This window comes from Salmonella sp. 32120201201600049SM, from assembly GCF_017572835.1.
GTDB classification, from domain to species: domain Bacteria; phylum Pseudomonadota; class Gammaproteobacteria; order Enterobacterales; family Enterobacteriaceae; genus Salmonella; species Salmonella enterica.
Genome location: NZ_JAGESA010000014.1, coordinates 33600 through 59789, shown reverse-complemented (window position 1 = coordinate 59789; position 26190 = coordinate 33600). Strand labels below are relative to the sequence as shown.

The following is a 26190-nucleotide window of genomic DNA, read 5'->3' as shown; positions in this document are numbered from 1 at the left end:
ATGTCGCTTGCTAAAGCCTCCCTGTGGACGGCGGTCAGTACGCTGGTAAAAATTGGCGCCGGACTGCTGGTGGTGAAACTACTGGCCGTCTCTTTTGGTCCGGCGGGCGTCGGACAAGCGGGTAACTTCCGCCAGATGATCACCGTGCTGGGCGTATTGGCTGGTGCCGGGATATTTAACGGCGTTACCAAACTCGTCGCACAACATCATGATGACCCGGCGCAGTTACGTACCGTGGTAGGAACCTCCTCCGCGATGGTATTGGGGTTCTCTACGCTGCTGGCGCTGGTCTTCCTGCTGGCGGCGGCACCGATTAGCCAGGGATTGTTCGGTCACACGGATTATCAAGGGCTGGTGCGTCTGGTTGCGCTGGTACAAATGGGGATCGCCTGGGCGAACCTGCTGCTGGCGCTAATGAAGGGCTTTCGTGACGCGTCGGGTAATGCCTTATCGTTAATTGTCGGCAGCTTTTTGGGCGTCGCCGCTTGGTATCTCTGCTACCGTGTCGGCGGCTATGAAGGTGCTCTGCTTGGTCTGGCGCTGGTGCCGGCGCTGGTGGTAGTGCCAGCCGGTATAATACTGATTAAGCGCGGCACCGTCCCGCTACGCTATCTCAAGCCCTCCTGGGACAATGGTCTGGCAGGGCAGCTCAGTAAATTTACCCTGATGGCGCTGATTACCTCCGTTACGATGCCGGTTGCCTATGTGATGATGCGAAACCAACTGGCCGCGCACTATAGCTGGAGCGATGTCGGGATCTGGCAGGGCGTAAGCAGCATTTCTGACGCCTATCTGCAATTTATCACCGCCTCCTTCAGCGTTTACCTGTTACCCACGCTCTCACGCCTGACGGAAAAACAGGACATTACGCGCGAAGTAGTAAAAGCGCTGAAATTTGTTTTACCGGCGGTTGCGGCGGCGAGTTTTACCGTCTGGCTACTGCGCGATTTTGCTATCTGGCTGCTTTTTTCCGCCAAATTCACCGCGATGCGCGATCTGTTCGCCTGGCAGTTAGTGGGCGACGTGCTGAAAGTCGGCGCCTATGTTTTCGGTTATCTGGTGATTGCCAAAGCGTCGTTGCGATTTTACATTCTGGCCGAAATTAGTCAGTTCATTCTGTTAACGGCGTTTGCTCACTGGCTGATTCCCGCTCACGGCGCGCTGGGTGCGGCACAGGCTTATATGGCCACCTATATTGTCTATTTTTCACTTTGTTGCGGCGTATTTTTACTCTGGCGTAGGCGAGCATGACTGTACTGATTCACGTCCTGGGATCGGATATCCCTCACCATAACCACACCGTGCTGCGGTTTTTCAATGATACGCTGGCCGCCACAAGCGAGCACGCGCGCGAATTTATGGTTGCCGGCGAAGATAACGGTTTCACGGAAAGCTGTCCGGCGCTCTCGCTTCGTTTTTATGGCAGTAAGAAAGCGTTGGCGCAGGCGGTCATCGCCAAAGCGAAAGCAAATCGTCGACAGAGATTCTTCTTTCACGGTCAGTTCAACACCAGCCTGTGGCTGGCGCTGTTAAGCGGCGGTATTAAGCCAGCTCAGTTTTACTGGCATATCTGGGGCGCGGATCTCTACGAAGTGTCCCACGGGCTGAAATTCCGCCTTTTCTATCCGCTTCGTCGTATCGCGCAGGGGCGAGTAGGGTGCGTATTCGCGACGCGCGGCGATCTCAGCTATTTTGCGCGCCAGCATCCGGACGTACGCGGCGAGTTGCTCTATTTCCCGACGCGCATGGATCCTTCCCTGAATGCTATGGCAAAAGAGCGCCAACGTGCGGGGAAATTGACCATTTTGGTAGGGAACTCCGGCGATCGCAGTAACCAACATATTGCGGCGTTACGGGCGGTGTATCAGCAGTTTGGCGACACGGTAAACGTGGTGGTGCCGATGGGCTATCCGGCCAATAACCAGGCCTATATTGATGAGGTTCGTCAGGCCGGTCTGGCGCTATTTAGCGCCGAAAATCTACAAATTCTTAGCGAAAAAATGGAATTTGATACCTATCTTGCGCTGTTGCGCCAGTGCGACCTCGGTTATTTTATTTTTGCCCGCCAACAGGGGATCGGGACGTTGTGTCTGCTAATTCAGGCCGATATCCCGTGCGTACTGAACCGCGACAATCCTTTCTGGCAGGATATGGCGGAACAGCATCTGCCCGTCCTGTTTACCACGGACGATCTTAATGAGCAGGTCGTGCGCGAGGCGCAGCGTCAGCTCGCATCGGTAGATAAAAGCGGCATCACCTTCTTTAGCCCCAACTACCTGCAACCGTGGCATAATGCGTTGAGAATCGCCGCAGGAGAAGCCGAATGAGTTTAATGCAATTCAGCGGGCTGCTGGTGGTCTGGCTGCTCTCTACGCTGTTTATCGCCACGCTGACCTGGTTTGAATTCCGCCGCGTGCGTTTTAACTTCAACGTTTTCTTTTCGTTGCTGTTTTTGTTGACCTTCTTTTTTGGTTTTCCGCTAACCAGCGTGCTGGTATTTCGTTTCGACGTTGGCGTCGCGCCGCCGGAAATCTTATTGCAGGCTCTATTATCCGCCGCCTGTTTCTACGGCGTGTATTACGTGACCTATAAAACGCGTTTACGCAAACGCGTTGTGGATGTACCACGCAAGCCGCTATTTACCATGAACCGGGTGGAAACCCACCTTACCTGGGTGATCCTGATGGGCATCGCGCTGGTGAGCGTGGCGATTTTCTTTATGCATAACGGCTTTTTGCTGTTCCGGCTGCACTCCTACAGCCAGATCTTTTCCAGCGAAGTCTCCGGCGTGGCGTTAAAACGGTTCTTCTATTTCTTCATTCCGGCGATGCTGGTGGTCTATTTCCTGCGCCAGGACAGCAAAGCGTGGCTGTTTTTTCTGGTGAGCACCGTCGCGTTTGGTTTGTTGACCTACATGATTGTCGGCGGCACGCGCGCTAACATCATTATTGCGTTTGCTATCTTCCTGTTTATCGGCATTATTCGGGGCTGGATCAGCCTGTGGATGCTGGCAGCGGCGGGCGTGCTGGGGATTGTCGGTATGTTCTGGCTGGCGCTCAAACGCTACGGATTAAATGTGAGCGGCGATGAGGCGTTCTATACGTTTCTTTATCTGACGCGCGATACCTTTTCGCCGTGGGAGAATCTGGCGCTGCTGTTGCAAAATTACCACAATATCGATTTTCAGGGGCTGGCCCCTATCGTGCGTGATTTCTACGTCTTTATTCCCACCTGGTTATGGCCGGGACGACCCAGTATCGTGCTGAACTCTGCGAATTACTTCACCTGGGAAGTCCTGAACAACCATTCTGGCCTGGCGATATCGCCAACGCTTATTGGATCGCTGGTGGTCATGGGCGGGGCGCTGTTTATTCCGCTCGGCGCGATCGTCGTCGGGCTGATTATCAAATGGTTCGACTGGCTGTATGAACTGGGTAACCGGGAGCCCAATCGCTATAAGGCGGCGATTCTGCACAGTTTCTGCTTTGGCGCCATCTTTAATATGATTGTGCTGGCGCGAGAAGGGCTGGATTCGTTTGTTTCGCGCGTGGTTTTCTTCCTGGTGGTTTTTGGCGCCAGCCTGCTGGTCGCTAAGCTTCTGTTCTGGTTATTTGATAGCGCCGGACTGATTCATAAACGTACAACTTCGCTCCCTCAGGCACAGGTGGAAGGAAAACTATGACCAATAATGCCGCTGCGCCCCTTTACTCGCTGCGTGGATTACCTCTGATTGGCTGGCGCGACATGTCACACGCGCTGAATTATCTGTTTGCCGATGGTCAACTGAAGCAAGGCACGTTGGTGGCGATCAACGCCGAAAAGCTGCTGACGGCGGAAGATAATCCGGAAGTCCGCGCGTTGATAGCAGCGGCGGAATTTAAATATGCCGATGGCATCAGCGTGGTGCGTTCAATACGTAAAAAATTTCCGCAGGCGCAGGTTTCTCGTGTGGCTGGCGCCGACCTTTGGGAAGCGTTAATGGCGCGTGCGGGGAAAGAAGGCACGCCGGTATTTCTTGTCGGCGGCAAGCCTGAGGTGCTGGCGCAGGCGGAAGCAAAACTGCGGACGCAGTGGAACGTCAATATTGTGGGTAGCCAGGATGGTTACTTTACGCCGGAGCAGCGTCAGGCGCTATTTGCGCGTATCCATGTCAGCGGCGCGAAAATTGTCACCGTCGCGATGGGATCGCCAAAACAGGAATTACTCATGCGCGATTGTCGGGAAGTGCATCCCCATGCGTTATATATGGGGGTGGGCGGGACCTATGATGTGTTTACCGGTCACGTCAAACGCGCCCCAAAAATATGGCAGAACCTGGGGCTGGAGTGGTTGTATCGTCTGCTTTCGCAACCGAAGCGTATTACCCGCCAGATGCGTCTGCTGCGCTACCTTCGCTGGCACTATACTGGCGATCTCTAATTCTCCCTTCTGATGACTTGAGCAGCGGATTGTGCTTATGGCGCTGCTCATTTACAACATAATCGATGATTTCTTACACAATAAATGCATTTTTTTAATGCTCCATTTGCCATTTGTCCAAATTTAAGAAAATATTCGCAACAATCGATGTACCCATAACAATAACCGGTACTACCGGAACCGTTGCAAACACGACATGAGGATTTATGGCAGAGAAAAAACCGGAGCTACAGCGTGGGCTGGAAGCTCGTCATATTGAATTGATTGCCCTCGGGGGCACCATCGGCGTCGGACTCTTTATGGGCGCCGCCAGTACGCTGAAATGGGCGGGCCCGTCAGTGCTGCTGGCGTATATCATCGCCGGATTGTTCGTCTTTTTCATCATGCGCTCGATGGGGGAGATGCTCTTTCTGGAACCTGTTACCGGCTCCTTTGCCGTGTACGCCCACCGGTATATGAGTCCTTTTTTTGGCTATCTTACCGCCTGGTCATACTGGTTTATGTGGATGGCGGTCGGGATCTCGGAAATTACCGCCATTGGGGTCTACGTCCAGTTCTGGTTTCCGGAGATGGCGCAGTGGATACCGGCGCTGATTGCCGTCGGACTGGTCGCGTTGGCGAATCTGGCTGCGGTGCGCCTGTATGGTGAAATCGAGTTCTGGTTTGCGATGATCAAAGTCACCACGATTATTGTGATGATCATCATCGGTCTGGGGGTGATTTTCTTCGGCTTTGGTAACGGCGGCCAGGCGATTGGCTTTGGTAATCTGACCGAGCATGGCGGCTTTTTTGCCGGCGGCTGGAAAGGCTTTCTGACCGCATTATGTATCGTGGTGGCCTCTTATCAAGGGGTTGAGTTGATCGGTATTACCGCCGGTGAAGCGAAGAATCCGCAGGTGACGTTGCGTAGCGCGGTGGGTAAAGTGCTGTGGCGTATCCTGATTTTTTATGTTGGCGCGATTTTCGTGATCGTCACCATTTTCCCGTGGAATGAGATTGGCAGCAACGGCAGTCCCTTTGTGCTCACCTTCGCGAAAATCGGCATCACCGCCGCGGCGGGCATTATCAACTTTGTCGTGCTGACGGCGGCGCTCTCCGGCTGTAACAGCGGAATGTATAGCTGTGGGCGTATGCTTTACGCGCTGGCGAAAAACCGTCAACTGCCGGCGGCAGTCGCGAAAGTCTCTCGCCACGGCGTGCCGGTCGCGGGCGTGGCGCTCTCTATTTTGATTTTGCTGGTAGGCTCTTGCCTGAACTACATCATCCCCAATCCGCAGCGCGTCTTTGTTTACGTTTATAGCGCCAGCGTACTGCCGGGGATGGTGCCGTGGTTTGTCATTCTGATTAGCCAACTGCGCTTTCGTCGGGCGCATAAAGAAGCGATTGCGGATCATCCTTTTCGTTCCATTATGTTTCCGTGGGCGAACTATTTGACGATGGCGTTTCTGGTTTGCGTTTTAATCGGCATGTACTTTAATGAAGATACGCGCATGTCGCTGTTTGTCGGCGTCATCTTCCTGCTGGCCGTCACGCTGGTCTACAAAGTTTTCGGTCTGAATCGTCACGGAACCGCCCACAAGGTGGGGGAATAAGCGCCAAAATGCGCAAAGCATAACCAAACGCGCATTTTATTTAAAAAGGCACTGGACAGCGGGGTGTGAAGTCCGTATTATCCACCCCCGCAACGGCGCTAAGCGCCCGTAGCTCAGCTGGATAGAGCGCTGCCCTCCGGAGGCAGAGGTCTCAGGTTCGAATCCTGTCGGGCGTACCATTTATTTAGGTGCTTGAGCTGCGGTGGTTTAATACCGCGTAAAAAGTTTCAGTGGTGGCTATAGCTCAGTTGGTAGAGCCCTGGATTGTGATTCCAGTTGTCGTGGGTTCGAATCCCATTAGCCACCCCATTAATATAGAGTTGTGAAACGCGAAGGTGGCGGAATTGGTAGACGCGCTAGCTTCAGGTGTTAGTGTCCTTACGGACGTGGGGGTTCAAGTCCCCCCCCTCGCACCACGACTCAATGAATTGAACTAAAAATTCAAAAAAGCAGTATATCGGCGAGTAGCGCAGCTTGGTAGCGCAACTGGTTTGGGACCAGTGGGTCGGAGGTTCGAATCCTCTCTCGCCGACCAATTTTGAACCCCGCTTCGGCGGGGTTTTTTGTTTTCTGTTCCTTTTCAACCCCTTATCCCGCACGTGTTGCCATTATGATTTGTTGGCGATATCCCAGGCTTCATTTGTCGCTATTCGGTGACGAGTAATCTATTGATTTATAATCACTTTGTAAAAAGCATCCTGTTCTGTCTCCACCGGGCGACACGCTAAAACCTCGCCAGCGGCGGGGGGATGACAATCGCGTGAATTGTCTACGTTTTTTTAATGCCTGCGCCTGTTTTTTAGCGGTGCAAAGATGGCACGTTATGTGCAATAATGTACGGGTAGATGCTCATTCCATCTCTTATGTTCGCCTTCTGGCCTCATAAACTCAGGAATGATGCAGAGCCGTTTACGGTGCTTATCGTCCACTGACAGATGTCGCTTACGCCTCATCAAACACCCTGGACACAACGTTGAGTGAAGCACCCCTTTATGTTGTCATACAGACCTGTTTTGACGCCTGCCCCTTAACCGGGCAGGCGTTTTTTTATGCATCTCGAATGATTTTGTGTAGGCGGTAGGCCCGGTAAGCGAAGCGCCACCGGGCAAGAGGGAATTACTGCGGGGGATTGTTCTGTAATGTCAGCATCAGGCCGTCGCGCCGCATGGCGGCAGCCTCTTCCGGTTGATGCAGTCGATCAAGCGCATCGGCAAGCCAGGCATAATCATACGCGTCCGGGCGTTGTTTCAGCGCGGCGCGGAAAGCCAGAGTCGCCTCCTGCCATTCACCGTGTTTCATTAGCGACTGGCCGAGCGTGCTCCATAACAGCGGGCGATCGCCTACCGTCTTGATTTGCTGGCGCAGCACTTTCTCCAGTTGTTCCGGATTATTGGTTCTGAGGCGAGGAATGGGCAGCACCAGCCGATCGTCATACTGGCGTTTCAGACCATCGATGATAATCTGCTGCGCCATATCATGATCGTCACATTCGATCAGATGCTCGGCCATCGCGACCTGCAGCGCCACCTGATGGCGGGTTTTACGGCTTTGGTTTTTCCACCAGGTGCGTAATCCTTCGCTGCCCTGCTCGGCGCGCGCCTGATCCATGAGTCCTATCCACGCCTGTTGTTCGAGCATGGCGCGATGCGCTTCATTGCCGACGTGCGCTTTCGCCATGGATGGGATGATATCCAGTAAAGAACTCCATGCGCTGGTGCGAATATAGGCCTGCTCCGCCAGACGCAGAACTTCCGGGTGACGCGGCGTGACCTCCAGCAGTTTGTCCACGCCGTGACGCGCTGCGTGATTTTCATTGCGCGCCAGCTGTAAGCGCACGCGCGTGATCTCGACCGGGATGGTGTCGTTCCCCGCCAGTTCTGCCGCACGTTCAAGGTGTTGATTAGCGCGCGCTTCATCGCCGCGCTGCTGCGCCGCTTCTGCCGCCAGCAGATAATTTACCACCGGTTGTTCAGCATGGTCGGCGTTTTTTGACATCAGCTTTTCAACCTGCTGATAGTCGCCCTCCGCCAGCTTCAGCAGCGCCTGTTCGGTCTGCTTGCGAGCGCGACGGCGTTTACGACCGGCAAACCAACCGCGGGTGTGCGCGCCGGTACGAAACAGACGGCGTAGTAACCACTCAATGGCGAATAGCACCACCATAGCGACGATGAGAATGATCGCCAGGCCGGTGACGCTGGTTTCAATGTTGTAGGTATCGGTCTGGATTAACACATAGCCCTGGTGACCGGCTATCATCGGGCCGACCACGATACCCGCGAGCAACAACACAAAGAGCAATAATACTTTTAGCATCATTATTCTCCTTGCGGCGCGGCTGCCGGAGCGTCTGTCTGCGTGGCAGGCGCTGCCGTAGAGACTGTCGGTTGCGCCAGCAGATTACGCACGCGGGTTTGCATCAGTTTTTCAAGGATCGCCTGGCTTCCCAGGGTTTCCGGCAGATCCATCGTGATATTTTGCTGGCTTAATTTATCGACCTCCTCCAGGAAGGCTTTTGTCGCGGCGTCGTCAGTATCGTAATAAGCGCGAACCCAGGTCGAAACGTTATCCAGCGCCTGACGGTATGTTTCTTCCTGATGGCGTGGCACGGCCTGCGCGGCGACTAACAGGCGGGAGCGAATATTTTCGCGTAAATAGACGTCCTGGTTGGGTGCCAACAGCGGTACGGCGGTATCATCGCGGCGGCGAATGGTAATAAAGCTGTCCATAAAGTTCTGCCAGCTTTTTTGCAGGTTAACGCGCCATTCGCTTAGCGAGCTGGACAGCTCGCTGCTGTCAGAATCCATCGGCGAACCATCGGTATCGTTATCCGCCAGACGCAAGTTATCGATTTGGTTAGAGAGCTGATTGAGCTTGAGAATAATGCCGTCGTAGTCGATCTGCGCAACGGATGACAGGCTGGCGATATCGTCAGTAATCGCGCGTCGTGCGGTAATCAGGCTGGGGTCATTCATGTCCGCCAGACTGGCGTCAGCGCTTTTGAGCAGCGCAGCGGCGGTAGTGACGTCCTGATCGCTCCATAGCTTGCGTCCGGCGAGTTTCACCAGGAAATCAGCCTGCGCCAGCAGCCAGGTTTTAGCATCGCTGCCGGAAATGGTGGCGACTTTTTGTTGTACTTCATCAAGCTGTTTCGCCAGCGCCGCCTGTTGGCGATTCGCGTCTTCTAACTGCGCCGCTTGTTTTTTGATAATCTCTTCCAGCTCCGCTTTTTGGCTCTCCTGCGCCTTTTGCAAGGCGGTCAGTTGCGTCGCCAGCGCATCGCTGGTTTCCGTTTGCGCGGTTGCCTGCTGTTTCCCCCAGCCATAAAGCCCAATACCTGCCGCCAGGGCAATCGCAATCGCCACCGCGCTTAATACCAGCGCGGCGCCGTTCTTACTTTTTTTCTCGGTATTAACTGGCTGTGGCGTGGTTTCCACGCTCTCCCTGGTCTCATCAACCACGGCGGAGGATTTTTCTTGTTCCGTCATTATGGCATCCCATTATGAGAGTTATTGTAATGCGCGCAACAGCGCATCGTTGTCGGCGTTATCAGCGACCTTAATATCTTGCCAGCCCAGCTCCCGGGCAAGGTGCGCCAGACGTTCACTGACGACCAATAGCCGACAGCGTAGTAACCAGTGCTCACGATACCACTCGGGAGTCAGCGACCAGAGCCGTTGCAACATCTCGCCGCTGGTAACAACAAGCGTTGTTACGCCGCGAGTATGCCAGCGCATCGCTTCTTCCGCGCCATCGTAATGTTTCGCACATCGTTGATAACATTCACAAAAACTGACTTCGGCTCCGCGCGCTGTCAGGGTTTCGCCCAGCAGTTCGCGGCCGCCATTGCCACGCAAAATCAGCGCGCGTTTGCCCGCAATATTTTGTAATTCAGGTAATTGTAGCAAGGCTTCGCTGATTTCCCGATCCAATGGATAACGAATATCGAACCCGCTAACGGTATGAAGGGCGAGCGCCGTGGTGCGGCCAATCGCGAAATAGCGCGGCGCCACAGGCCAGTTTCGACCATCCCGCTGGAGCTGGGCGTGAGCAAAGGCGACAGCGTGCTGTGAAAGGGCAAAAACCAGATCGTTTTCCGCGAGCGTCGCCAAGCGGTCGGCCAGGGTGGGTAGCTCCCGGCCGGCGACAAATTCAATCAGTGGAAAACTCCAGGCCACCTGCCCCAGTGCGCGCAGACGGCTCACTAACGCTTCCCCTGCGGGAGAGGGGCGGGTGATCAGAATACTCATGCGGGCGTCTCGCCGTTATAAACTTCCGTCAGAATCGCGCGCGCGCCGTTTTCCAGCAGTTCCTCTGCAAGCGAGATGCCCATTTGCTCCGCCTGCTCGGGAGAACCACGACGTTCGCCGCGCACCATCACCGAACCGTCCGGCGCGCCAACCAGCGCGCGTAGCCAAATTTCACCGTTGATGATTTCTGCATAGCTGCCAATCGGCACCTGACATCCGCCTTCCAGGCGGGTGTTCATAGCGCGTTCCGCCGTTACACGCAGCGCGGTTTGCGAGTGATTCAACGGTGCGAGCAGCGCCTGTGTTCGCGCGTCGTCAAGACGACACTCAATCCCGACGGCGCCCTGGCCTACGGCAGGAAGCGAAACGTCGGGCGGCAAGGCTGTGCGAATGCGCGACTCCAGACCTAAGCGTTTCAGACCGGCCACGGCCAGGATAATGGCGTCATAGTCGCCGTTGTCCAGCTTGCCGAGACGTGTGCCGACGTTGCCGCGCAACGAACGGATAATGAGGTCCGGACGGCGTTCCGCCAGTTGACACTGGCGACGCAAACTGGACGTCCCGACGATACTACCCGCGGGCAGATCGTCCAGACTGTGATATTTATTCGAGACAAACGCGTCGCGCGGATCTTCGCGCTCGCAAATGGTCACCAGACCGAGACCGTCCGGGAAGGCCACCGGAACGTCTTTCATAGAGTGCACGGCGATATCAGCGCGTTTTTCCAGCAGCGCGATTTCAAGCTCTTTAACAAACAGTCCCTTACCGCCCACTTTCGCCAGGGGAGTATCGAGAATCACGTCGCCGCGTGTGACCATCGGCACCAGTTCTACCGTCAGTCCCGGATGGGTTGCCATCAATGCGTCTTTGACATAATGTGCCTGCCAAAGCGCAAGGGGACTTTGGCGTGTGGCAATTCTTAAAACATTGTCTAACATGCTTGTTACCGTCATTATCAATCATTGACCATCCTAACATCCTTATAGAGAGTATGTTAGTTTTCCGGTCACCGTGAGTGAGAGGATAAGGCGCAGTGTCGTCAATGACAGTGAATAATGACGAGAAACCGCCAGCCCGTATTTAAGAATTTACACGCAGCGAACGGTGCTACACTTGTATGTAGCGCATCTTTCTTTACGGTCAATGAGCAAGGTGTTAAATTGATCACGTTTTAGACCATTTTTTCGTCGGTATTAGATAAAAATATGCAGACGAGAAAGGGTAACGGTTATTTTTGACATACGGTTTATCCCGAATGGCGACGGTCAAGTACTGACCTGCACCATGACGGGTAGCAACATCAGGCGATACGTCTTGTACCTCTATATTGAGACTCTGAAACAGAGACTGGATGCCATAAATCAACTGCGTGTGGATCGCGCGCTTGCTGCCATGGGACCCGCTTTTCAGCAGGTTTACAGTCTTCTGCCGACATTATTGCACTATCACCATCCACTGATGCCGGGTTACCTTGATGGTAACGTTCCCAGCGGTATTTGCTTCTACACGCCTGATGAAACCCAACGCCACTATCTGAACGAACTTGAGCTGTACCGCGGTATGACGCCGCAGGACCCGCCGAAGGGCGAGCTGCCGATTACCGGCGTTTACACCATGGGCAGCACCTCCTCGGTCGGGCAGAGCTGCTCGTCCGACCTGGATATCTGGGTGTGCCATCAGTCCTGGCTCGACGGCGAAGAGCGTCAGTTGCTGCAACGTAAGTGTAGCCTGCTGGAAAGCTGGGCCGCCTCGCTTGGCGTTGAGGTGAGCTTCTTCCTGATCGACGAGAACCGTTTCCGCCATAACGAAAGCGGCAGTCTGGGCGGGGAAGACTGTGGTTCTACGCAGCATATCCTGTTGCTTGATGAGTTTTATCGTACCGCTGTGCGCCTGGCCGGGAAGCGTATCCTGTGGAGTATGGTGCCGTGCGACGAAGAAGAGCATTACGACGACTATGTCATGACGCTCTACGCGCAGGGCGTATTAACGCCAAACGAATGGCTGGATCTGGGGGGCTTAAGCTCGCTCTCCGCCGAAGAGTACTTTGGCGCCAGCCTGTGGCAGCTATACAAGAGCATTGACTCGCCGTACAAAGCGGTGCTGAAAACGCTGCTGCTGGAAGCCTACTCATGGGAATATCCCAACCCACGTCTGCTGGCGAAAGACATTAAACAACGTCTGCATGACGGTGAAATCGTATCGTTTGGACTCGATCCCTACTGCATGATGCTGGAACGGGTCACTGAATACCTGACGGCGATTGAAGATCCGACGCGGCTGGATTTAGTCCGCCGCTGCTTTTACCTGAAAGTGTGCGAGAAATTAAGTCGCGAGCGTGCCTGCGTAGGCTGGCGTCGGGAAGTATTAAGCCAGTTAGTCAGCGAGTGGGGATGGGACGACGCGCGTCTGACCATGCTCGATAATCGCGCAAACTGGAAAATCGATCAGGTGCGCGAAGCCCACAACGAATTGCTCGACGCCATGATGCAAAGCTATCGTAATCTGATTCGCTTTGCGCGGCGCAACAACCTCAGCGTGAGTGCCAGCCCGCAGGATATCGGCGTACTGACGCGTAAGCTGTACGCGGCGTTTGAAGCGTTGCCGGGTAAAGTCACGCTGGTGAACCCGCAGATATCGCCGGATCTGTCTGAGCCGAATTTAACCTTTATCCATGTGCCGCCGGGACGTGCCAACCGTTCAGGCTGGTATCTCTACAACCGCGCGCCGAACATGGATTCCATCATCAGCCACCAGCCGCTGGAATATAACCGTTATCTTAATAAGTTGGTCGCGTGGGCGTGGTTCAACGGCCTGCTGACGTCGCGAACGCATCTGTTTATTAAGGGCAACGGTATTGTCGACCTGCCTAAGTTGCAGGAGATGGTCGCCGATGTTTCGCACCATTTCCCGCTGCGCTTGCCTGCTCCGACGCCGAAAGCGCTCTACAGCCCCTGTGAAATTCGCCATCTGGCGATTATCGTTAACCTCGAATATGACCCGACGGCGGCGTTTCGCAATAAAGTGGTCCATTTTGACTTCCGTAAGCTGGACGTTTTCAGCTTTGGCGAAGAGCAAAACTGTCTGATAGGCAGTATCGACTTGTTATATCGCAACTCGTGGAACGAAGTGCGTACTCTGCACTTTAACGGCGAGCAGGCGATGATCGAAGCGCTGAAAACGATTCTGGGGAAAATGCACCAGGATGCCGCGCCGCCGGATAGCGTGGAGGTGTTCTGCTACAGTCAGCATCTTCGCGGCCTGATTCGCACCCGTGTGCAGCAACTGGTCTCCGAATGTATTGAGCTACGTCTTTCCAGCACCCGTCAGGAGACCGGTCGCTTCAAGGCGCTGCGGGTTTCCGGGCAGACGTGGGGGCTATTCTTCGAACGCTTGAATGTCTCGGTGCAGAAGCTGGAGAACGCTATCGAATTCTACGGTGCGATTTCGCATAACAAGCTGCACGGGCTGTCGGTACAGGTGGAAACCAACCAGGTGAAATTGCCGTCAGTGGTGGATGGCTTCGCCAGCGAAGGGATCATCCAGTTCTTCTTTGAAGAAACGGGCGATGAGAAAGGCTTTAATATTTATATTCTGGATGAAAGTAACCGGGCGGAAGTGTATCACCACTGCGAGGGTAGCAAGGAAGAACTGGTGCGCGACGTCAGTCGCTTCTATTCGTCATCGCACGATCGCTTCACGTATGGCTCCAGTTTTATCAACTTTAACCTGCCGCAGTTCTACCAGATAGTGAAAACCGATGGCCGCGCACAGGTGATCCCATTCCGTACGCAGCCTATCAACACCGTGCCGCCAGCAAACCAGGATCATGACGCGCCGCTATTGCAGCAGTATTTCTCCTGAGGATTTTCGCCCGGTGGCGGCTACGCCTTACCGGGCCTACAGTACGCCGGATAAGCAAAGCGCATCCGGCAAATAAATCAACGAAAACTCACCTTTTCACCCGCCTGCTGCGTCGCCGCCTGCTCCAGCAGATCCCAGAAGGTTTCGCCGCTGCGATCGCAAACCCACTCGTCATCTTTCAGGTCAAAGTGATAGCCGCCCTGTTTGGTTGCCAGCCACACCTGGTGCAGCGGCTCCTGACGGTTAATAATGATCTTACTGCCGTTCTCAAAGCTGAGGGTCAGCACGCCGCCGTTGATTTCGCAGTCGATATCGCTATCGCCGTCCCAGTTATCGAGGCGTTCTTCAATGGTGAGCCACAGGGCGTCAGCCAGGCGATGAAATTCACTGTCGTTCATTGTTTTATCTCGCTATTGAGTGATAGCGCCAGTATAAGGGGAAGCGTCAGCTTCTGGAACCGATACGAATTACCGTTGTGAGCGGTAAAGGATAAAACTCAGCGGTAGATAAATGACGATAAATAGCGCACTGGTGATAAGTATGACGGACGCGTTAACCGGGAAATGGTTCAGAGCCGACAGCATTGCCACCATCAGTGCGACGCAGCCGCCGCAGAGGAGAAAATGCAACAGGATTAAGGGGGCGCGCGGCTTTGCTTTGATATCCAAAAGAGCGCTAAGCAGACCGAGTACCGCGCTTATCGTCAGGACTCCGGCAGCTTCAACACCGTTTATCGTGCCGTGCATAACGCTTTCAATAATGACGTAAATGCATGAACCGATCCCCACGCCCCAAAGGGCGTTTTTCAAATGTTTATTCAAGCGCGCAAAACGGCTTAGCGGCGTCATTTTTGGCATTCCTGCGCCTGCGTTATGATGATGATATCTTTATTATTGGTGTACATGACGTTCCTATTCAGAGTATGCGTCTTATCCGGGCAGGGGGATGCTGTTCGGTAAAGCTGGCTGCCAATCCACGTATAAACTAGCGGTTGTCATACGCAAAACGCTCGGTGACTTTTAGCGGCCCATTGATGCTAAAGACATGAATACCCTGACCTTGCTGGCTATCACGCATAAAATAGCCATGCTCTTTTCCGGCGTTAATTTTCTGGTTCAGGAAGGGGGCTGTGCTATCCAGTTCCAGCCCTGAGTTGCCGGGTTAATCAATGAATTGGGTAACCGACGCAGGCGTTTGAAATTCACCTCCGGCAACGAAAGATTGTTCTCCTCTTCTGGCTGGAGATAAACCACGCCGCTGCCTTGCCGTTGATAAACATTGTGCGGAGATTCACTTAGTCGGCATCCCCAGGCGGGAGGCAGCAGAAGTGAAAGCGAAAAAAGGCAAAACAAATTACGATATTGCATAAGGTCATCCGGACGTGGTACGTAAACCTAAAGTGATTAGCAAAGCATGTTTCCTGATGTAAATGCGCAATAATCATGGCAACGCGCCGCTTTTCAGATTTTATAAAGAGCCCCTAAACGCTTGCTTTTACGCCTTCTCCTGCGATGATAGAAAATAGAAAGCATGAACTTACAGGCAATCCATAATGAAAAACGTGTTTAAGACACTCGCTGTACTTCTGACTCTGTTCAGCCTGACGGGCTGCGGTTTGAAAGGGCCGCTTTATTTCCCGCCAGCCGATAAAAATGCGCCGCCGCCGACGAAAAAAGTCGATTCGCAAACGCAGTCCACGATGCCCGATAAGAACGATCGCGCAACGGGAGATGGCCCGTCCCAGGTCAATTACTGAGGATAGTTTTCTGTCCCCGCGTGAACGGAGTGAATGATGCAATTCTCTAAAATGCATGGCCTTGGCAACGATTTTATGGTCGTCGACGCGGTAACGCAGAATGTCTTTTTTTCGCCGGAACTGATTCGTCGGCTATCCGACAGACACTTGGGCGTAGGGTTCGATCAGCTGCTGGTGGTTGAGCCGCCCTATGATCCTGAGTTGGACTTTCATTACCGCATCTTCAACGCCGACGGCAGTGAAGTCTCGCAGTGCGGCAATGGCGCGCGCTGTTTCGCGCGATTTGTTCGCCTGAAAGGGCTAACCAATAAACGCGACATTCGGGTCAGTACCGCGAATGGCCGGATGGTACTGAGCGTCACGGAAGATGAACTGGTACGCGTCAATATGGGCGAGCCAAACTTTGAACCCGCGCAGGTGCCTTTTCGCGCCAACAAAGCGGAAAAGACGTATATTATGCGAGCGGCGGAACAGACCATATTGTGCGGCGTGGTTTCAATGGGTAATCCGCACTGTGTCATTCAGGTTGATAACGTCGACACGGCGGCCGTTGAAACACTGGGGCCGGTTCTGGAAAGCCATGAGCGTTTTCCGGAACGTGCCAACATTGGTTTTATGCAGGTTGTAAGACGTGAGCATATCCGGCTGCGAGTCTATGAACGCGGCGCAGGGGAGACCCGTGCGTGCGGCAGCGGCGCGTGCGCTGCCGTTGCCGTGGGGATTCAGCAGGGGCTGCTGGCTGAAGAAGTACGCGTGGAATTACCGGGCGGTCGGCTGGATATCGCCTGGAAAGGTCCGGGTCATCCGTTATACATGACTGGTCCGGCGGCACATATCTACGACGGATTTATCCATTTATGAAGCAACCAGAGGAAGAACTACAGGAAACGCTCACGGAACTGGACGATCGAGCGGTCGTCGATTACCTGCGCCACCACCCTGAGTTTTTTATCCGTAACGCCCATGCCGTGGAAGCGATGCGTGTTCCACATCCCGTGCGGGGAACGGTTTCGCTCGTTGAGTGGCATATGGCCCGCGCGCGTAATCACATCAATGTGCTTGAAGAAAATATGACGCTGCTGATGGAACAGACTCATGCCAATGAAAGCCTGTTTTATCGCTTGCTGCATCTGCAAAGCCGTCTGGTCGCCGCGGATAGTCTGGATGAGATGCTGGTGCGGTTTCACCGCTGGGCGCGCGATTTGGGGCTTGCCGGCGCGACGCTGCGTTTGTTCCCGGATCGGTGGCGTCTTGGCGCGCCATCGCGCTATACGCATCTGGCTTTAAACCGTCAGGCCTTCGAGCCGCTGCGTATTCAACGACTGGGACAGTCGCAGCATTATCTTGGCCCGCTAAACGGCCCGGAACTGCTGGTGGTCTTGCCGGAGGCGAAGGCTGTAGGGTCGGTAGCCATGTCGATGATGGGCAGCGATGGCGACCTCGGGGTGATTCTTTTCAGCAGCCGTGACCCGCACCACTATCAGCCGGGGCAGGGGACGCAGCTTTTACAGGAGATCGCGCTGATGCTGCCGGAACTGCTGGAACGCTGGATTAAACGCGTATGACGGATGTCGCGCTTTCTCAGGATGTCTCGCGTTTCCTGCGCTATTTAGGCGTGGAGCGCCAGCTTAGCCCCATTACCCTGCTGAACTACCAGCGTCAGCTTGATGCCATTATCGCTTTAGCCGGAGAAACCGGGCTGAAAAGCTGGCAACAATGTGACGCTGCGATTGTGCGCAGTTTTGCGGTGCGCAGTCGGCGCAAAGGGCTTGGCCCTGCCAGTCTGGCGCTACGTCTCTCGGCATTGCGAAGCTTTTTTGACTGGTTAGTCAGTCAGGGCGAATTGAAAGCTAACCCGGCGAAGGGCGTCTCCGCACCGAAAGCGCCGCGTCATCTGCCGAAAAATATTGATGTCGACGACGTTAACCGCCTGCTGGACATCGATCTTAACGATCCGCTCGCCGTACGTGACCGGGCGATGCTGGAGGTCATGTACGGCGCGGGACTGCGTTTATCCGAACTGGTTGGCCTGGATATAAAGCACCTCGATCTTGATACCGGCGAAGTGTGGGTAATGGGTAAAGGCAGCAAAGAGCGACGCCTGCCGATTGGCCGTAACGCGGTGACGTGGATTGAGCACTGGCTGGATCTGCGCGGCCTGTTCGCCAGCGATGAAGAGGCGTTATTCCTGTCGAAGCTCGGCAAGCGTATCTCCGCGCGCAATGTCCAAAAACGGTTCGCCGAATGGGGCATAAAGCAGGGGCTAAACAGCCACGTGCATCCACATAAGCTGCGCCATTCGTTCGCGACCCATATGCTGGAATCGAGTGGCGATCTGCGCGGCGTGCAAGAGCTGCTGGGTCATGCCAACCTTTCCACCACCCAAATTTATACTCATCTTGATTTTCAACATCTTGCTTCAGTGTACGACGCGGCGCATCCGCGCGCTAAACGGGGGAAATAATGCGTTTTTACCGGCCTTTGGGGCGTATTGCCGCGCTCACCTTTGACCTGGATGATACCCTTTATGATAACCGTCCGGTGATTTTGCGTACTGAGCAGGAAGCGCTCGCTTTTATGCAAAATTATCACCCGTCGCTACGTTCGTTTCAAAACGTCGATTTACAGCGGATACGGCAGGCGGTGCGTGAAGCGGAGCCGGAAATCTATCATGACGTTACCCGCTGGCGCCATCGTGCGATAGAGCAGGCCATGCGGGATGCGGGATTATCGGCGCAGGAGGCCATTGCCGGCGCGAATGCGGCGATGATGCATTTTGCCAAATGGCGCAGCCAGATTGAGGTTCCGCAGGCTACCCATGAGACGTTACAGCAGCTTGCGAAAAAATGGCCGCTGGTGGCGATCACTAACGGCAATGCCCAGCCGGAACTGTTTGGCCTCGGCGATTACTTTAAGTTTGTACTGCGCGCCGGCCCGGATGGGCGTTCCAAGCCGTTTAGCGACATGTATTTCCTGGCGGCGGAAAAACTGCATGTGCCGATCGGCGAGATCCTGCATGTCGGCGACGATCTGACTACCGATGTGGCTGGCGCTATTCGCTGTGGGATGCAGGCCTGCTGGATTAAACCTGAAAATGCCGACCTGATGCGGACGCAGGACAGCCGTTTACTGCCGCATATCGAAATTTCGCGGTTGGCATCTCTCACCTCGCTGATATAATCACCAGTAGTTCTGTATAAATTCCCAGTTATTCTGGCGGATGGCGCTATGCTTATCCGCCCTACGATAAGTAGCCCCGGTAAGCGAAGCGCCACCGGGCGTTTTTAGTTTTCATGTTTTTACGCGGCGGTGCCAATGGACGTTTCTTACCTGCTCGACAGCCTTAATGATAAACAGCGCGAAGCGGTGGCCGCGCCACGTAGCAACATGCTGGTGCTGGCGGGCGCGGGAAGCGGGAAAACCCGCGTGCTGGTGCACCGTATCGCCTGGTTACTGAGCGTAGAAAACAACTCGCCATACTCCATCATGGCGGTGACCTTTACCAATAAAGCGGCGGCGGAAATGCGCCATCGTATTGGCCAGTTGATGGGGACCAGCCAGGGCGGAATGTGGGTAGGGACGTTCCACGGTCTGGCGCACCGCCTGCTGCGCGCGCATCATATGGACGCTAATTTGCCGCAGGATTTCCAGATTCTCGACAGCGAAGATCAGATGCGTTTGCTTAAACGCCTGATTAAGGCGATGAATCTTGATGAGAAGCAGTGGCCGCCGCGTCAGGCGATGTGGTACATCAATAGCCAGAAAGACGAAGGGCTACGCCCGCATCATATTCAAAGCTATGGCAACCCGGTGGAACAGACCTGGCAGAAGGTGTATCAGGCCTATCAGGAAGCGTGCGATCGCGCTGGTCTGGTGGATTTTGCCGAGCTACTGCTGCGCGCTCATGAACTATGGCTGAACAAGCCGCACATCCTGCAACACTATCGCGAGCGGTTTACTAACATCCTGGTGGACGAATTCCAGGATACCAACAACATTCAGTACGCCTGGGTTCGTCTGCTGGCGGGCGACACTGGTAAGGTAATGATCGTTGGCGACGATGACCAGTCGATCTACGGCTGGCGCGGGGCCCAGGTAGAGAACATCCAGCGCTTCCTCAATGATTTCCCCGGCGCGCAGACCATTCGTCTGGAGCAGAATTACCGCTCGACCAGCAACATCCTTAACGCGGCGAACGCTCTGATTGAGAATAACAATGGGCGTTTGGGTAAAAAGCTGTGGACTGACGGCGTTGATGGCGAACCGATATCGCTGTACTGCGCTTTCAACGAACTGGATGAAGCGCGCTTTGTGGTTAACCGTATCAAAACCTGGCAGGACAACGGCGGCGCGCTTGCGCAATGCGCCATCCTTTATCGCAGCAACGCCCAGTCGCGCGTGCTGGAAGAAGCGTTATTACAGGCCAGTATGCCGTACCGCATTTACGGCGGTATGCGCTTCTTCGAACGCCAGGAGATCAAAGATGCGCTCTCTTATCTGCGTTTGATTGCCAATCGCAACGATGATGCCGCCTTTGAACGCGTGGTGAATACCCCAACGCGCGGTATCGGCGACCGCACGCTGGACGTGGTGCGCCAGACCTCGCGCGATCGCCAGCTAACATTGTGGCAGGCGTGCCGTGAATTGTTACAGGAAAAAGCCCTGGCCGGGCGTGCGGCCAGCGCGCTGCAACGCTTTATGGAACTGATCGACGCCCTGGCGCAGGAAACCGCCGACATGCCGCTGCATGTGCAGACTGACCGGGTGATCAAAGATTCCGGCCTGCGCACCATGTATGAGCAAGAAAAAGGCGAGAAAGGCCAGACGCGCATCGAAAACTTAGAGGAACTGGTGACGGCGACGCGGCAGTTCAGCTACAACGACGAAGATGAAGATTTGATGCCGTTGCAGGCCTTCCTCTCTCACGCGGCGCTGGAAGCGGGCGAGGGGCAGGCGGATACCTGGCAGGATGCGGTACAGCTGATGACGCTGCACTCGGCCAAAGGCCTGGAGTTTCCGCAGGTGTTTATTGTCGGCATGGAAGAGGGCATGTTCCCCAGCCAGATGTCGCTGGATGAGGGCGGGCGTTTGGAAGAGGAGCGTCGTCTGGCCTACGTCGGCGTTACCCGTGCCATGCAGAAACTGACGCTAACCTATGCGGAAACGCGTCGTCTGTACGGTAAAGAGGTCTACCATCGCCCGTCGCGTTTTATCGGCGAGTTGCCGGAGGAGTGCGTGGAAGAGGTCCGTCTGCGCGCCACCGTCAGTCGTCCGGTGAGCCATCAACGAATGGGAACGCCGCTGGCGGAAAACGACACAGGCTACAAACTCGGCCAACGTGTGCGCCATGCGAAGTTCGGCGAGGGAACTATTGTCAACCTGGAGGGCAGCGGCGAGCATAGCCGGTTGCAGGTGGCTTTTCAGGGGCAAGGGATCAAATGGCTGGTTGCCGCGTATGCGAAGCTGGAAACGGTTTGACCGACTCTCATAGTGCCGGATGGCGCGTCTTATCCGGCCTACGCGCTGGCTAACATTTTGATTTGTAGGCCGGATAAGGCGAAGCCGCCATCCGGCGATATATTGATGTTAATATTCTGAAATCATAGATAAATACTCTCACTCTGCTAACCTTTCTGCATAAGGGGAAATTATTGCTTTTTCGCGTTTCGTTGCGTGTTGACGGCAAATTTTTGCTGGCGTAACATGCGCCCACGATTACGCTAAGAGGACATTCGCCTTGGACACACCCAGTAGATACTGGCTCATTATCCTGTCATCCAGGATCAACTCCTAAGGCTATCCCTTTTTGCTGATAGCCTTAGCGGTTGTCAGCGACCTTTCATTTTTTCCCGTCGCGTTGAGTCAGGCTGTTTAATGGTCTGAAACCCAATTTGTTTCTGTGTGCCCATCTGAACTGTCCGATATTTTTACGCATTGGGAGTCCCGGTCATGCTGAGCGCATTTCAACTGGAAAAAAACCGACTGACCCGGCTGGAAGTCGAGGAGTCACAAAGCCTGATTGATGCCGTATGGGTCGATTTGGTCGAACCGGACGACGACGAGCGATTGCGCGTACAATCTGAGCTGGGCCAGAGTCTGGCGACGCGTCCTGAACTGGAAGATATCGAAGCATCCGCGCGCTTCTTTGAAGACGAAGACGGACTGCATATCCACTCCTTCTTCTTCTTCGAAGATGCGGAAGATCATGCCGGTAACTCTACGGTGGCATTCACTATTCGCGATGGCCGTCTGTTTACGCTGCGTGAACGCGAACTGCCCGCCTTCCGTTTGTATCGTATGCGCGCCCGCAGCCAGGCGATGGTCGATGGTAATGCTTACGAACTACTGCTCGATCTGTTCGAAACCAAAATTGAACAGTTGGCGGATGAAATCGAAAACATCTACAGCGATCTGGAAAAACTGAGCCGCGTCATTATGGAAGGGCATCAGGGCGATGAATACGACGAAGCGCTCTCCACGCTGGCGGAACTGGAAGATATCGGCTGGAAGGTACGCCTGTGTCTGATGGATACCCAGCGCGCGCTGAACTTCCTGGTGCGCAAGGCGCGCTTACCGGGCGGACAGCTGGAGCAGGCGCGTGAGATCCTGCGCGATATCGAATCTCTGCTACCGCACAATGAATCGCTGTTCCAGAAGGTGAACTTCCTGATGCAGGCGGCGATGGGGTTCATCAACATCGAGCAGAACCGTATTATCAAAATCTTCTCGGTGGTTTCCGTGGTGTTCCTGCCGCCGACGCTGGTCGCTTCCAGCTATGGGATGAACTTCGAGTTTATGCCGGAACTGAAGTGGAGCTTTGGTTATCCAGGCGCGATTATCTTTATGATTCTGGCGGGGCTTGCGCCGTATCTGTACTTTAAGCGCAAGAACTGGCTGTAAAATATACGGACTGGCGATTTAACCGCCAGTCCGTTGGAAGTTCTTCATCATGAGGAAAGTTCTTGTTTTGAAGAAGCGATGAAAGATAGCAGTAGTGTTGTGAGTATTACCCAGGCAATATTGAGTTGTATACCAATGTTATCGCAATCAGCCCCATTGAGTGCGACACTGACTGTACAGAAGACATTTACACCTATAGACAATGCGATGAAATAAAGTGCCCTGCAACCTGAATCTCTGATTCTCTTCGCGCCAATATTAATATGGATATAGGTATTGGCAATAATAAATATTAAATTAAGATATTGGTTTTTAGGCATTATAGTAAATAATATTATCCATGATGATAATGTATAAATAACAAACTTTGCTCGCTTCAATGTATCCCTTGGGGAAGGGTGAAAAATATCTTTAATAATCCTAATCATATTATTTTTTCCATATTGATAACCAACTTCAGATCTCACATGTAAATATATTACACTGAATTTTCTAATGACAGCAATGGTAATTAATGTCATGATAATTACGCTGTACAGCAATCGATAATAATTAAATATATTATCTGGTAATTAACAATTTCAATGAATGGATTTCATAAAATGCAAAAGAAAAATTTCTGGCAAATTTATTTTGGTAAAGACCATTTTTCTAAAGCCGAATTCATTAAAGCCTGGATTGGATGGTGGGTGATTGCTATTGTCCTGCTCGGTGTACTGTCGATTTGTACTTCATTAAATTTGAGGGGGATTGGAATAGCGTTGGGATTCGGCTTTTGCCAGATCCATGCCCGCTATTTAACGTTTGTTGGTTGGAATAAGTTTATTGGTGTGTTGGGCGTGTTTCCAGTAACAAATATTATATTATTTATTGTATTGCTATTTACTAAGAAGAAATAACATAAAATGGCAGCCAGATAATAGCTGCCATTTTATTATTTAATGCTTACGCCGCTGCGTATAAATCGCATCCATCACGAAAATCGCCAGCGCGACCCAGATAAACGCAAATGTCACCATCTTATCCGCGCCCGGCACTTCGCCATAAAACGTCACCGCCAGTAAAAACATCAGCGTTGGGCCGATATACTGGAAAAAGCCCAGTGTAGAGAGACGCAGACGCGTAGCCGCTCCGGTAAAGCACAGCAGCGGAATCGTAGTGACCACACCCGCCGCCATTAACAGTAAGTTCAACGATAGTGCGTTTTGCCCCATATGGCTGGTAGGGCTATCGGCGATGCCAAACAGATAAATTGCCGCGACCGGCAGCAGCCATAGCGTTTCGACCAGCATACCCGTCTGCGCTTCAACGGCGATCTTCTTACGCACCAGGCCGTAAAACGCAAAACTAAACGCCAGCCCCAGCGCGATAATCGGCAGCGAGCCAAAGGTCCAGAGTTGCACCAGCACGCCGCACACCGCCAGAATCACCGCCAGCCACTGCATTCGACGGAAGCGTTCGCCAAGAAAAATCATCCCCAGCAAGATGTTAACCAGCGGATTAATGAAATAACCCAGGCTGGCCTCCAGCATATGGTGATTATTTACTGCCCAAATGAACAATAGCCAGTTACCGCCGACCAGTACGGCGGACAGGGCCAGCAGGAAAATCTTCTTTGGCGTTTTCAGTAAGCGCTTAACCTGTCGCCACTGCCGGCTGACGCTAAGCAGCGCCACCATAAAGAAAAATGACCAAATCACGCGGTGCGTCAGGATCTCATCTGCGGGAACGTAATAGATCAGCTTGAAATACGCGGGGGCGATCCCCCAAATAAAATAGGCGGCAAGAGCGAGTAATACGCCCTGCCGTGTTTGTTTTGCGTCCATCCGGAAAACTCGTATCTGAAGTGTAACAACAGTTTACCTGCTTTTATCCCACCATATAAGTAGCGGTGGCGCTGGCGATGTACAGCTGATCTTCATTGTGTAATTCCACGCGGGCGACGGCCACTTTATTCCCTGCGCGCAGCAGGCTACTGGTGGCCGTAAAGCGGTTGCCTCTGCCCGGACGCAGGTAATCAACGCGCAGGTCAATCGTTCCCATCCGCGACAGGCGCTGGCGTAGTTCATCTTCGCTGATGGTTTCGTGGCGAGTTAGCGTGCTGCCGACGCATACCAGTCCGGCGGCGACATCCAGCGCAGAGGCGATCACGCCGCCGTGTAAAATGCTTTGCGCCCAGTTGCCGACCATCATCGGCTGGTTGTTGAAGGCCAGTTGGGCGAACGCTTTTTCATAGCGTTCCAGCTCCAGCCCTAACGCCCGATTAAACGGCATGTGGTAGACAAACATTTCACCCACTAATTTCAGAGCTTGTTCAGCGGTAAGTACAGCGGACATAGATTCCTGATACCCCATTGGTTAATGAAATGTTGATATTATGCTTCTTAATTGTTGTTTTCTACTTTAAGAAGGGATAACTAACGGCTATGTGTGTAAATATGTAAAAATGATTGGCAGAGAATGATTCAAGCTGAAAATACTTCGTCAGGAGAACGTCAAGAATGCGGGCGATTTTGAGAGGGTTGTTGCCAGCCACGCTACTGCCATTAGCGGCATATGCACAAGAAGCTACGATAAAAGAGGTTCATGATGCGCCTGCAGTACGGGGAAGTATCATCGCTAACATGCTACAGGAGCATGATAACCCTTTTACGCTTTACCCTTATGACACGAACTACTTGATCTACACGAACACCAGCGATCTGAACAAAGAGGCCATAAGTACCTACAACTGGTCTGAAAACGCACGTAAAGATGAAGTGAAATTTCAGTTGAGCCTGGCGTTTCCGCTGTGGCGCGGAATACTGGGGCCGAACTCGGTACTGGGCGCTTCCTATACGCAGAAATCCTGGTGGCAGCTTTCCAACAGTAAAGAGTCTTCGCCGTTTCGTGAAACCAACTACGAACCGCAGCTTTTTCTTGGTTTTGCTACCGATTATCGCTTTGCCGGCTGGACGCTGCGCGACGTAGAGATGGGCTACAATCATGACTCTAACGGACGTTCGGACCCCACCTCGCGTAGCTGGAACCGTCTGTATACCCGTCTGATGGCCGAAAACGGTAACTGGCTGGTAGAGGTCAAACCGTGGTACGTGATTGGCAGTACCGACGATAATCCGGACATCACCAAATATATGGGTTATTACCAGCTTAAAATCGGTTATCACCTGGGCGAGGCGGTATTAAGCGCCAAAGGCCAGTACAACTGGAATACAGGCTACGGCGGCGCGGAAGTTGGATTAAGCTATCCGGTCACCAAACATGTCCGGCTTTATACCCAGGTGTACAGCGGCTATGGCGAATCGCTGATCGACTATAATTTTAATCAGACACGTGTCGGCGTCGGCGTGATGCTTAACGATATCTTCTGATTGGATTGTGTTTTAAACATTGCAGTTTCTCTCGCAGGCGCTGA

26 protein-coding genes, 4 tRNA genes and 1 pseudogene are annotated in these 26190 nt (G+C 53.5%); 20 read left to right on the top strand and 11 right to left on the bottom strand.

Going from position 1 to position 26190, the window contains the following annotated elements:
• From wzxE to J4650_RS20605, 9 genes are all read left to right on the top strand, one after another.
• Positions 1-1251 carry a lipid III flippase WzxE gene (gene wzxE / locus J4650_RS20645; RefSeq protein ID WP_000050285.1) on the top strand — a complete coding sequence of 417 codons (1251 nt, stop codon included), beginning with the start codon at positions 1-3 and terminating at the stop codon, positions 1249-1251.
• The gene (locus J4650_RS20640; RefSeq protein WP_017442080.1) at positions 1248-2327 is read left to right on the top strand and encodes a TDP-N-acetylfucosamine:lipid II N-acetylfucosaminyltransferase; all 1080 of its coding nucleotides are present in this window, start codon (positions 1248-1250) and stop codon (positions 2325-2327) included. The genes wzxE and J4650_RS20640 overlap by 4 nt, the downstream gene beginning before the upstream one ends.
• Complete coding sequence (wzyE, locus tag J4650_RS20635) at positions 2324-3682, top strand: ECA oligosaccharide polymerase (RefSeq protein WP_000055605.1); 1359 nt, start codon at positions 2324-2326, stop codon at positions 3680-3682. The genes J4650_RS20640 and wzyE overlap by 4 nt, the downstream gene beginning before the upstream one ends.
• Positions 3679-4419 carry a lipopolysaccharide N-acetylmannosaminouronosyltransferase gene (gene wecG, locus J4650_RS20630; protein ID WP_023994051.1) on the top strand — a complete coding sequence of 247 codons (741 nt, stop codon included), beginning with the start codon at positions 3679-3681 and terminating at the stop codon, positions 4417-4419. The genes wzyE and wecG overlap by 4 nt, the downstream gene beginning before the upstream one ends.
• Positions 4420-4625: 206 nt before the next feature.
• Positions 4626-6011: an amino acid permease gene (locus J4650_RS20625; RefSeq protein ID WP_000818378.1), complete on the top strand. Its 1386-nt coding sequence runs from the start codon at positions 4626-4628 to the stop codon at positions 6009-6011.
• A 102-nt stretch (positions 6012-6113) separates the two neighbouring features.
• Positions 6114-6190 (top strand) — tRNA-Arg (locus J4650_RS20620).
• 54 nt (positions 6191-6244) lie between these two features.
• A tRNA-His gene (locus J4650_RS20615) sits at positions 6245-6320 on the top strand.
• Positions 6321-6340: 20 nt separating this feature from the next.
• Positions 6341-6427, top strand: a tRNA-Leu gene (locus J4650_RS20610).
• Between the two features lie 42 nt (positions 6428-6469).
• Positions 6470-6546, top strand: a tRNA-Pro gene (locus tag J4650_RS20605).
• Between the two features lie 581 nt (positions 6547-7127).
• On the opposite strand, the gene hemY is transcribed toward J4650_RS20605, so the two are convergent.
• Genes hemY through hemC form a run of 4 tightly spaced genes read right to left on the bottom strand, consistent with a single transcriptional unit; the run spans position 7128 to position 11196 of the window.
• Complete coding sequence (gene hemY, locus J4650_RS20600; RefSeq protein ID WP_031619508.1) at positions 7128-8324, bottom strand: protoheme IX biogenesis protein HemY; 1197 nt, start codon at positions 8322-8324, stop codon at positions 7128-7130.
• A gap of 2 nt (positions 8325-8326) precedes the next feature.
• Positions 8327-9496, bottom strand: a complete 1170-nt coding sequence (gene hemX, locus J4650_RS20595; RefSeq protein ID WP_000138955.1) for a uroporphyrinogen-III C-methyltransferase — start codon at positions 9494-9496, stop codon at positions 8327-8329.
• Positions 9497-9517: 21 nt separating this feature from the next.
• Positions 9518-10258: a uroporphyrinogen-III synthase gene (gene hemD, locus J4650_RS20590; RefSeq protein ID WP_023241739.1), complete on the bottom strand. Its 741-nt coding sequence runs from the start codon at positions 10256-10258 to the stop codon at positions 9518-9520.
• On the bottom strand, positions 10255-11196 hold the full coding sequence (gene hemC / locus J4650_RS20585) for a hydroxymethylbilane synthase (protein WP_001521319.1): 942 nt from the start codon (positions 11194-11196) through the stop codon (positions 10255-10257). The genes hemD and hemC overlap by 4 nt, the downstream gene beginning before the upstream one ends.
• A gap of 376 nt (positions 11197-11572) precedes the next feature.
• Here hemC and cyaA point away from each other — a divergent pair, with 376 nt between their 5' ends.
• Positions 11573-14119, top strand: a complete 2547-nt coding sequence (cyaA, locus tag J4650_RS20580) for a class I adenylate cyclase (RefSeq protein WP_000281718.1) — start codon at positions 11573-11575, stop codon at positions 14117-14119.
• Between the two features lie 77 nt (positions 14120-14196).
• Here cyaA and cyaY read toward each other — a convergent pair whose 3' ends face one another.
• The 4 genes and pseudogenes from cyaY to J4650_RS20560 form a co-directional block, all read right to left on the bottom strand.
• On the bottom strand, positions 14197-14517 hold the full coding sequence (gene cyaY / locus J4650_RS20575) for an iron donor protein CyaY (RefSeq protein WP_000999921.1): 321 nt from the start codon (positions 14515-14517) through the stop codon (positions 14197-14199).
• 69 nt (positions 14518-14586) lie between these two features.
• Positions 14587-14976 carry a DUF3021 family protein gene (locus J4650_RS20570; protein WP_001125570.1) on the bottom strand — a complete coding sequence of 130 codons (390 nt, stop codon included), beginning with the start codon at positions 14974-14976 and terminating at the stop codon, positions 14587-14589.
• A pseudogene (locus tag J4650_RS20565) lies at positions 14964-15325 on the bottom strand (hypothetical protein); the annotation flags it as partial. The gene J4650_RS20570 and the pseudogene J4650_RS20565, both read right to left, overlap by 13 nt.
• Entirely contained in the window at positions 15235-15486 is a 252-nt protein-coding gene (locus J4650_RS20560; RefSeq protein ID WP_001621231.1) for a hypothetical protein, read from the bottom strand. The pseudogene J4650_RS20565 and the gene J4650_RS20560, both read right to left, overlap by 91 nt.
• 185 nt (positions 15487-15671) lie before the next feature.
• Here J4650_RS20560 and J4650_RS20555 point away from each other — a divergent pair, with 185 nt between their 5' ends.
• From J4650_RS20555 to corA, 8 genes are all read left to right on the top strand, one after another.
• Positions 15672-15875 carry a lipoprotein gene (locus tag J4650_RS20555; RefSeq protein WP_000799903.1) on the top strand — a complete coding sequence of 68 codons (204 nt, stop codon included), beginning with the start codon at positions 15672-15674 and terminating at the stop codon, positions 15873-15875.
• Between the two features lie 36 nt (positions 15876-15911).
• Complete coding sequence (gene dapF, locus J4650_RS20550; protein WP_001160671.1) at positions 15912-16736, top strand: diaminopimelate epimerase; 825 nt, start codon at positions 15912-15914, stop codon at positions 16734-16736.
• Positions 16733-17440, top strand: coding sequence for a DUF484 domain-containing protein (locus J4650_RS20545; RefSeq protein WP_023993645.1), 708 nt, complete (start codon positions 16733-16735; stop codon positions 17438-17440). Before dapF ends, J4650_RS20545 begins: the two co-directional genes overlap by 4 nt.
• Positions 17437-18339, top strand: coding sequence for a tyrosine recombinase XerC (xerC, locus tag J4650_RS20540; protein WP_000132874.1), 903 nt, complete (start codon positions 17437-17439; stop codon positions 18337-18339). The genes J4650_RS20545 and xerC overlap by 4 nt, the downstream gene beginning before the upstream one ends.
• Positions 18339-19055 (top strand): 5-amino-6-(5-phospho-D-ribitylamino)uracil phosphatase YigB, encoded by a 717-nt coding sequence (yigB, locus tag J4650_RS20535; RefSeq protein WP_001213560.1) that lies wholly within the window; start codon positions 18339-18341, stop codon positions 19053-19055. The genes xerC and yigB overlap by 1 nt, the downstream gene beginning before the upstream one ends.
• A gap of 135 nt (positions 19056-19190) precedes the next feature.
• Positions 19191-21353: a DNA helicase II gene (gene uvrD / locus J4650_RS20530; RefSeq protein WP_023993646.1), complete on the top strand. Its 2163-nt coding sequence runs from the start codon at positions 19191-19193 to the stop codon at positions 21351-21353.
• Between the two features lie 259 nt (positions 21354-21612).
• Entirely contained in the window at positions 21613-21669 is a 57-nt protein-coding gene (gene ysgD / locus J4650_RS22905; RefSeq protein ID WP_212723238.1) for a YsgD/CorL family protein, read from the top strand.
• Positions 21670-21824: 155 nt separating this feature from the next.
• Complete coding sequence (gene corA / locus J4650_RS20525; protein ID WP_000947139.1) at positions 21825-22775, top strand: magnesium/cobalt transporter CorA; 951 nt, start codon at positions 21825-21827, stop codon at positions 22773-22775.
• A 47-nt stretch (positions 22776-22822) separates the two neighbouring features.
• On the opposite strand, the gene J4650_RS20520 is transcribed toward corA, so the two are convergent.
• Positions 22823-23203, bottom strand: a complete 381-nt coding sequence (locus tag J4650_RS20520; protein ID WP_000619297.1) for a hypothetical protein — start codon at positions 23201-23203, stop codon at positions 22823-22825.
• Between the two features lie 174 nt (positions 23204-23377).
• Here J4650_RS20520 and J4650_RS20515 point away from each other — a divergent pair, with 174 nt between their 5' ends.
• Positions 23378-23674, top strand: coding sequence for a hypothetical protein (locus tag J4650_RS20515; RefSeq protein WP_023993647.1), 297 nt, complete (start codon positions 23378-23380; stop codon positions 23672-23674).
• A 39-nt stretch (positions 23675-23713) separates the two neighbouring features.
• On the opposite strand, the gene rarD is transcribed toward J4650_RS20515, so the two are convergent.
• Together rarD and yigI are read right to left on the bottom strand one after the other, a co-directional pair.
• Positions 23714-24601, bottom strand: a complete 888-nt coding sequence (gene rarD / locus J4650_RS20510) for an EamA family transporter RarD (protein WP_000339081.1) — start codon at positions 24599-24601, stop codon at positions 23714-23716.
• Between the two features lie 43 nt (positions 24602-24644).
• Positions 24645-25112, bottom strand: a complete 468-nt coding sequence (gene yigI / locus J4650_RS20505; RefSeq protein ID WP_001277136.1) for an acyl-CoA thioesterase YigI — start codon at positions 25110-25112, stop codon at positions 24645-24647.
• 164 nt (positions 25113-25276) lie between these two features.
• On the opposite strand from yigI, the gene pldA reads away from it, so the two are divergent.
• Positions 25277-26146 (top strand): phospholipase A, encoded by an 870-nt coding sequence (gene pldA, locus J4650_RS20500; protein WP_001201692.1) that lies wholly within the window; start codon positions 25277-25279, stop codon positions 26144-26146.
• Positions 26147-26190: the final 44 nt, after the last annotated feature.

Excerpts from the sequence above, each read along its gene's own strand:
- wzxE (WP_000050285.1), top strand. The coding sequence starts at position 1 with ATGTCGCTTGCTAAAGCCTCCCTGTGGACGGCGGTCAGTACGCTGGTA.
- J4650_RS20640 (WP_017442080.1), top strand. The coding sequence starts at position 1,248 with ATGACTGTACTGATTCACGTCCTGGGATCGGATATCCCTCACCATAAC.
- wzyE (WP_000055605.1), top strand. The coding sequence starts at position 2,324 with ATGAGTTTAATGCAATTCAGCGGGCTGCTGGTGGTCTGGCTGCTCTCT.
- wecG (WP_023994051.1), top strand. The coding sequence starts at position 3,679 with ATGACCAATAATGCCGCTGCGCCCCTTTACTCGCTGCGTGGATTACCT.
- J4650_RS20625 (WP_000818378.1), top strand. The coding sequence starts at position 4,626 with ATGGCAGAGAAAAAACCGGAGCTACAGCGTGGGCTGGAAGCTCGTCAT.
- hemY (WP_031619508.1), bottom strand. The coding sequence starts at position 8,324 with ATGCTAAAAGTATTATTGCTCTTTGTGTTGTTGCTCGCGGGTATCGTG.
- hemX (WP_000138955.1), bottom strand. The coding sequence starts at position 9,496 with ATGACGGAACAAGAAAAATCCTCCGCCGTGGTTGATGAGACCAGGGAG.
- hemD (WP_023241739.1), bottom strand. The coding sequence starts at position 10,258 with ATGAGTATTCTGATCACCCGCCCCTCTCCCGCAGGGGAAGCGTTAGTG.
- hemC (WP_001521319.1), bottom strand. The coding sequence starts at position 11,196 with ATGTTAGACAATGTTTTAAGAATTGCCACACGCCAAAGTCCCCTTGCG.
- cyaY (WP_000999921.1), bottom strand. The coding sequence starts at position 14,517 with ATGAACGACAGTGAATTTCATCGCCTGGCTGACGCCCTGTGGCTCACC.
- J4650_RS20570 (WP_001125570.1), bottom strand. The coding sequence starts at position 14,976 with ATGCCAAAAATGACGCCGCTAAGCCGTTTTGCGCGCTTGAATAAACAT.
- J4650_RS20560 (WP_001621231.1), bottom strand. The coding sequence starts at position 15,486 with ATGCAATATCGTAATTTGTTTTGCCTTTTTTCGCTTTCACTTCTGCTG.
- J4650_RS20555 (WP_000799903.1), top strand. The coding sequence starts at position 15,672 with ATGAAAAACGTGTTTAAGACACTCGCTGTACTTCTGACTCTGTTCAGC.
- dapF (WP_001160671.1), top strand. The coding sequence starts at position 15,912 with ATGCAATTCTCTAAAATGCATGGCCTTGGCAACGATTTTATGGTCGTC.
- J4650_RS20545 (WP_023993645.1), top strand. The coding sequence starts at position 16,733 with ATGAAGCAACCAGAGGAAGAACTACAGGAAACGCTCACGGAACTGGAC.
- xerC (WP_000132874.1), top strand. The coding sequence starts at position 17,437 with ATGACGGATGTCGCGCTTTCTCAGGATGTCTCGCGTTTCCTGCGCTAT.
- yigB (WP_001213560.1), top strand. The coding sequence starts at position 18,339 with ATGCGTTTTTACCGGCCTTTGGGGCGTATTGCCGCGCTCACCTTTGAC.
- uvrD (WP_023993646.1), top strand. The coding sequence starts at position 19,191 with ATGGACGTTTCTTACCTGCTCGACAGCCTTAATGATAAACAGCGCGAA.
- corA (WP_000947139.1), top strand. The coding sequence starts at position 21,825 with ATGCTGAGCGCATTTCAACTGGAAAAAAACCGACTGACCCGGCTGGAA.
- J4650_RS20520 (WP_000619297.1), bottom strand. The coding sequence starts at position 23,203 with ATGATTAGGATTATTAAAGATATTTTTCACCCTTCCCCAAGGGATACA.
- J4650_RS20515 (WP_023993647.1), top strand. The coding sequence starts at position 23,378 with ATGCAAAAGAAAAATTTCTGGCAAATTTATTTTGGTAAAGACCATTTT.
- rarD (WP_000339081.1), bottom strand. The coding sequence starts at position 24,601 with ATGGACGCAAAACAAACACGGCAGGGCGTATTACTCGCTCTTGCCGCC.
- yigI (WP_001277136.1), bottom strand. The coding sequence starts at position 25,112 with ATGTCCGCTGTACTTACCGCTGAACAAGCTCTGAAATTAGTGGGTGAA.
- pldA (WP_001201692.1), top strand. The coding sequence starts at position 25,277 with ATGCGGGCGATTTTGAGAGGGTTGTTGCCAGCCACGCTACTGCCATTA.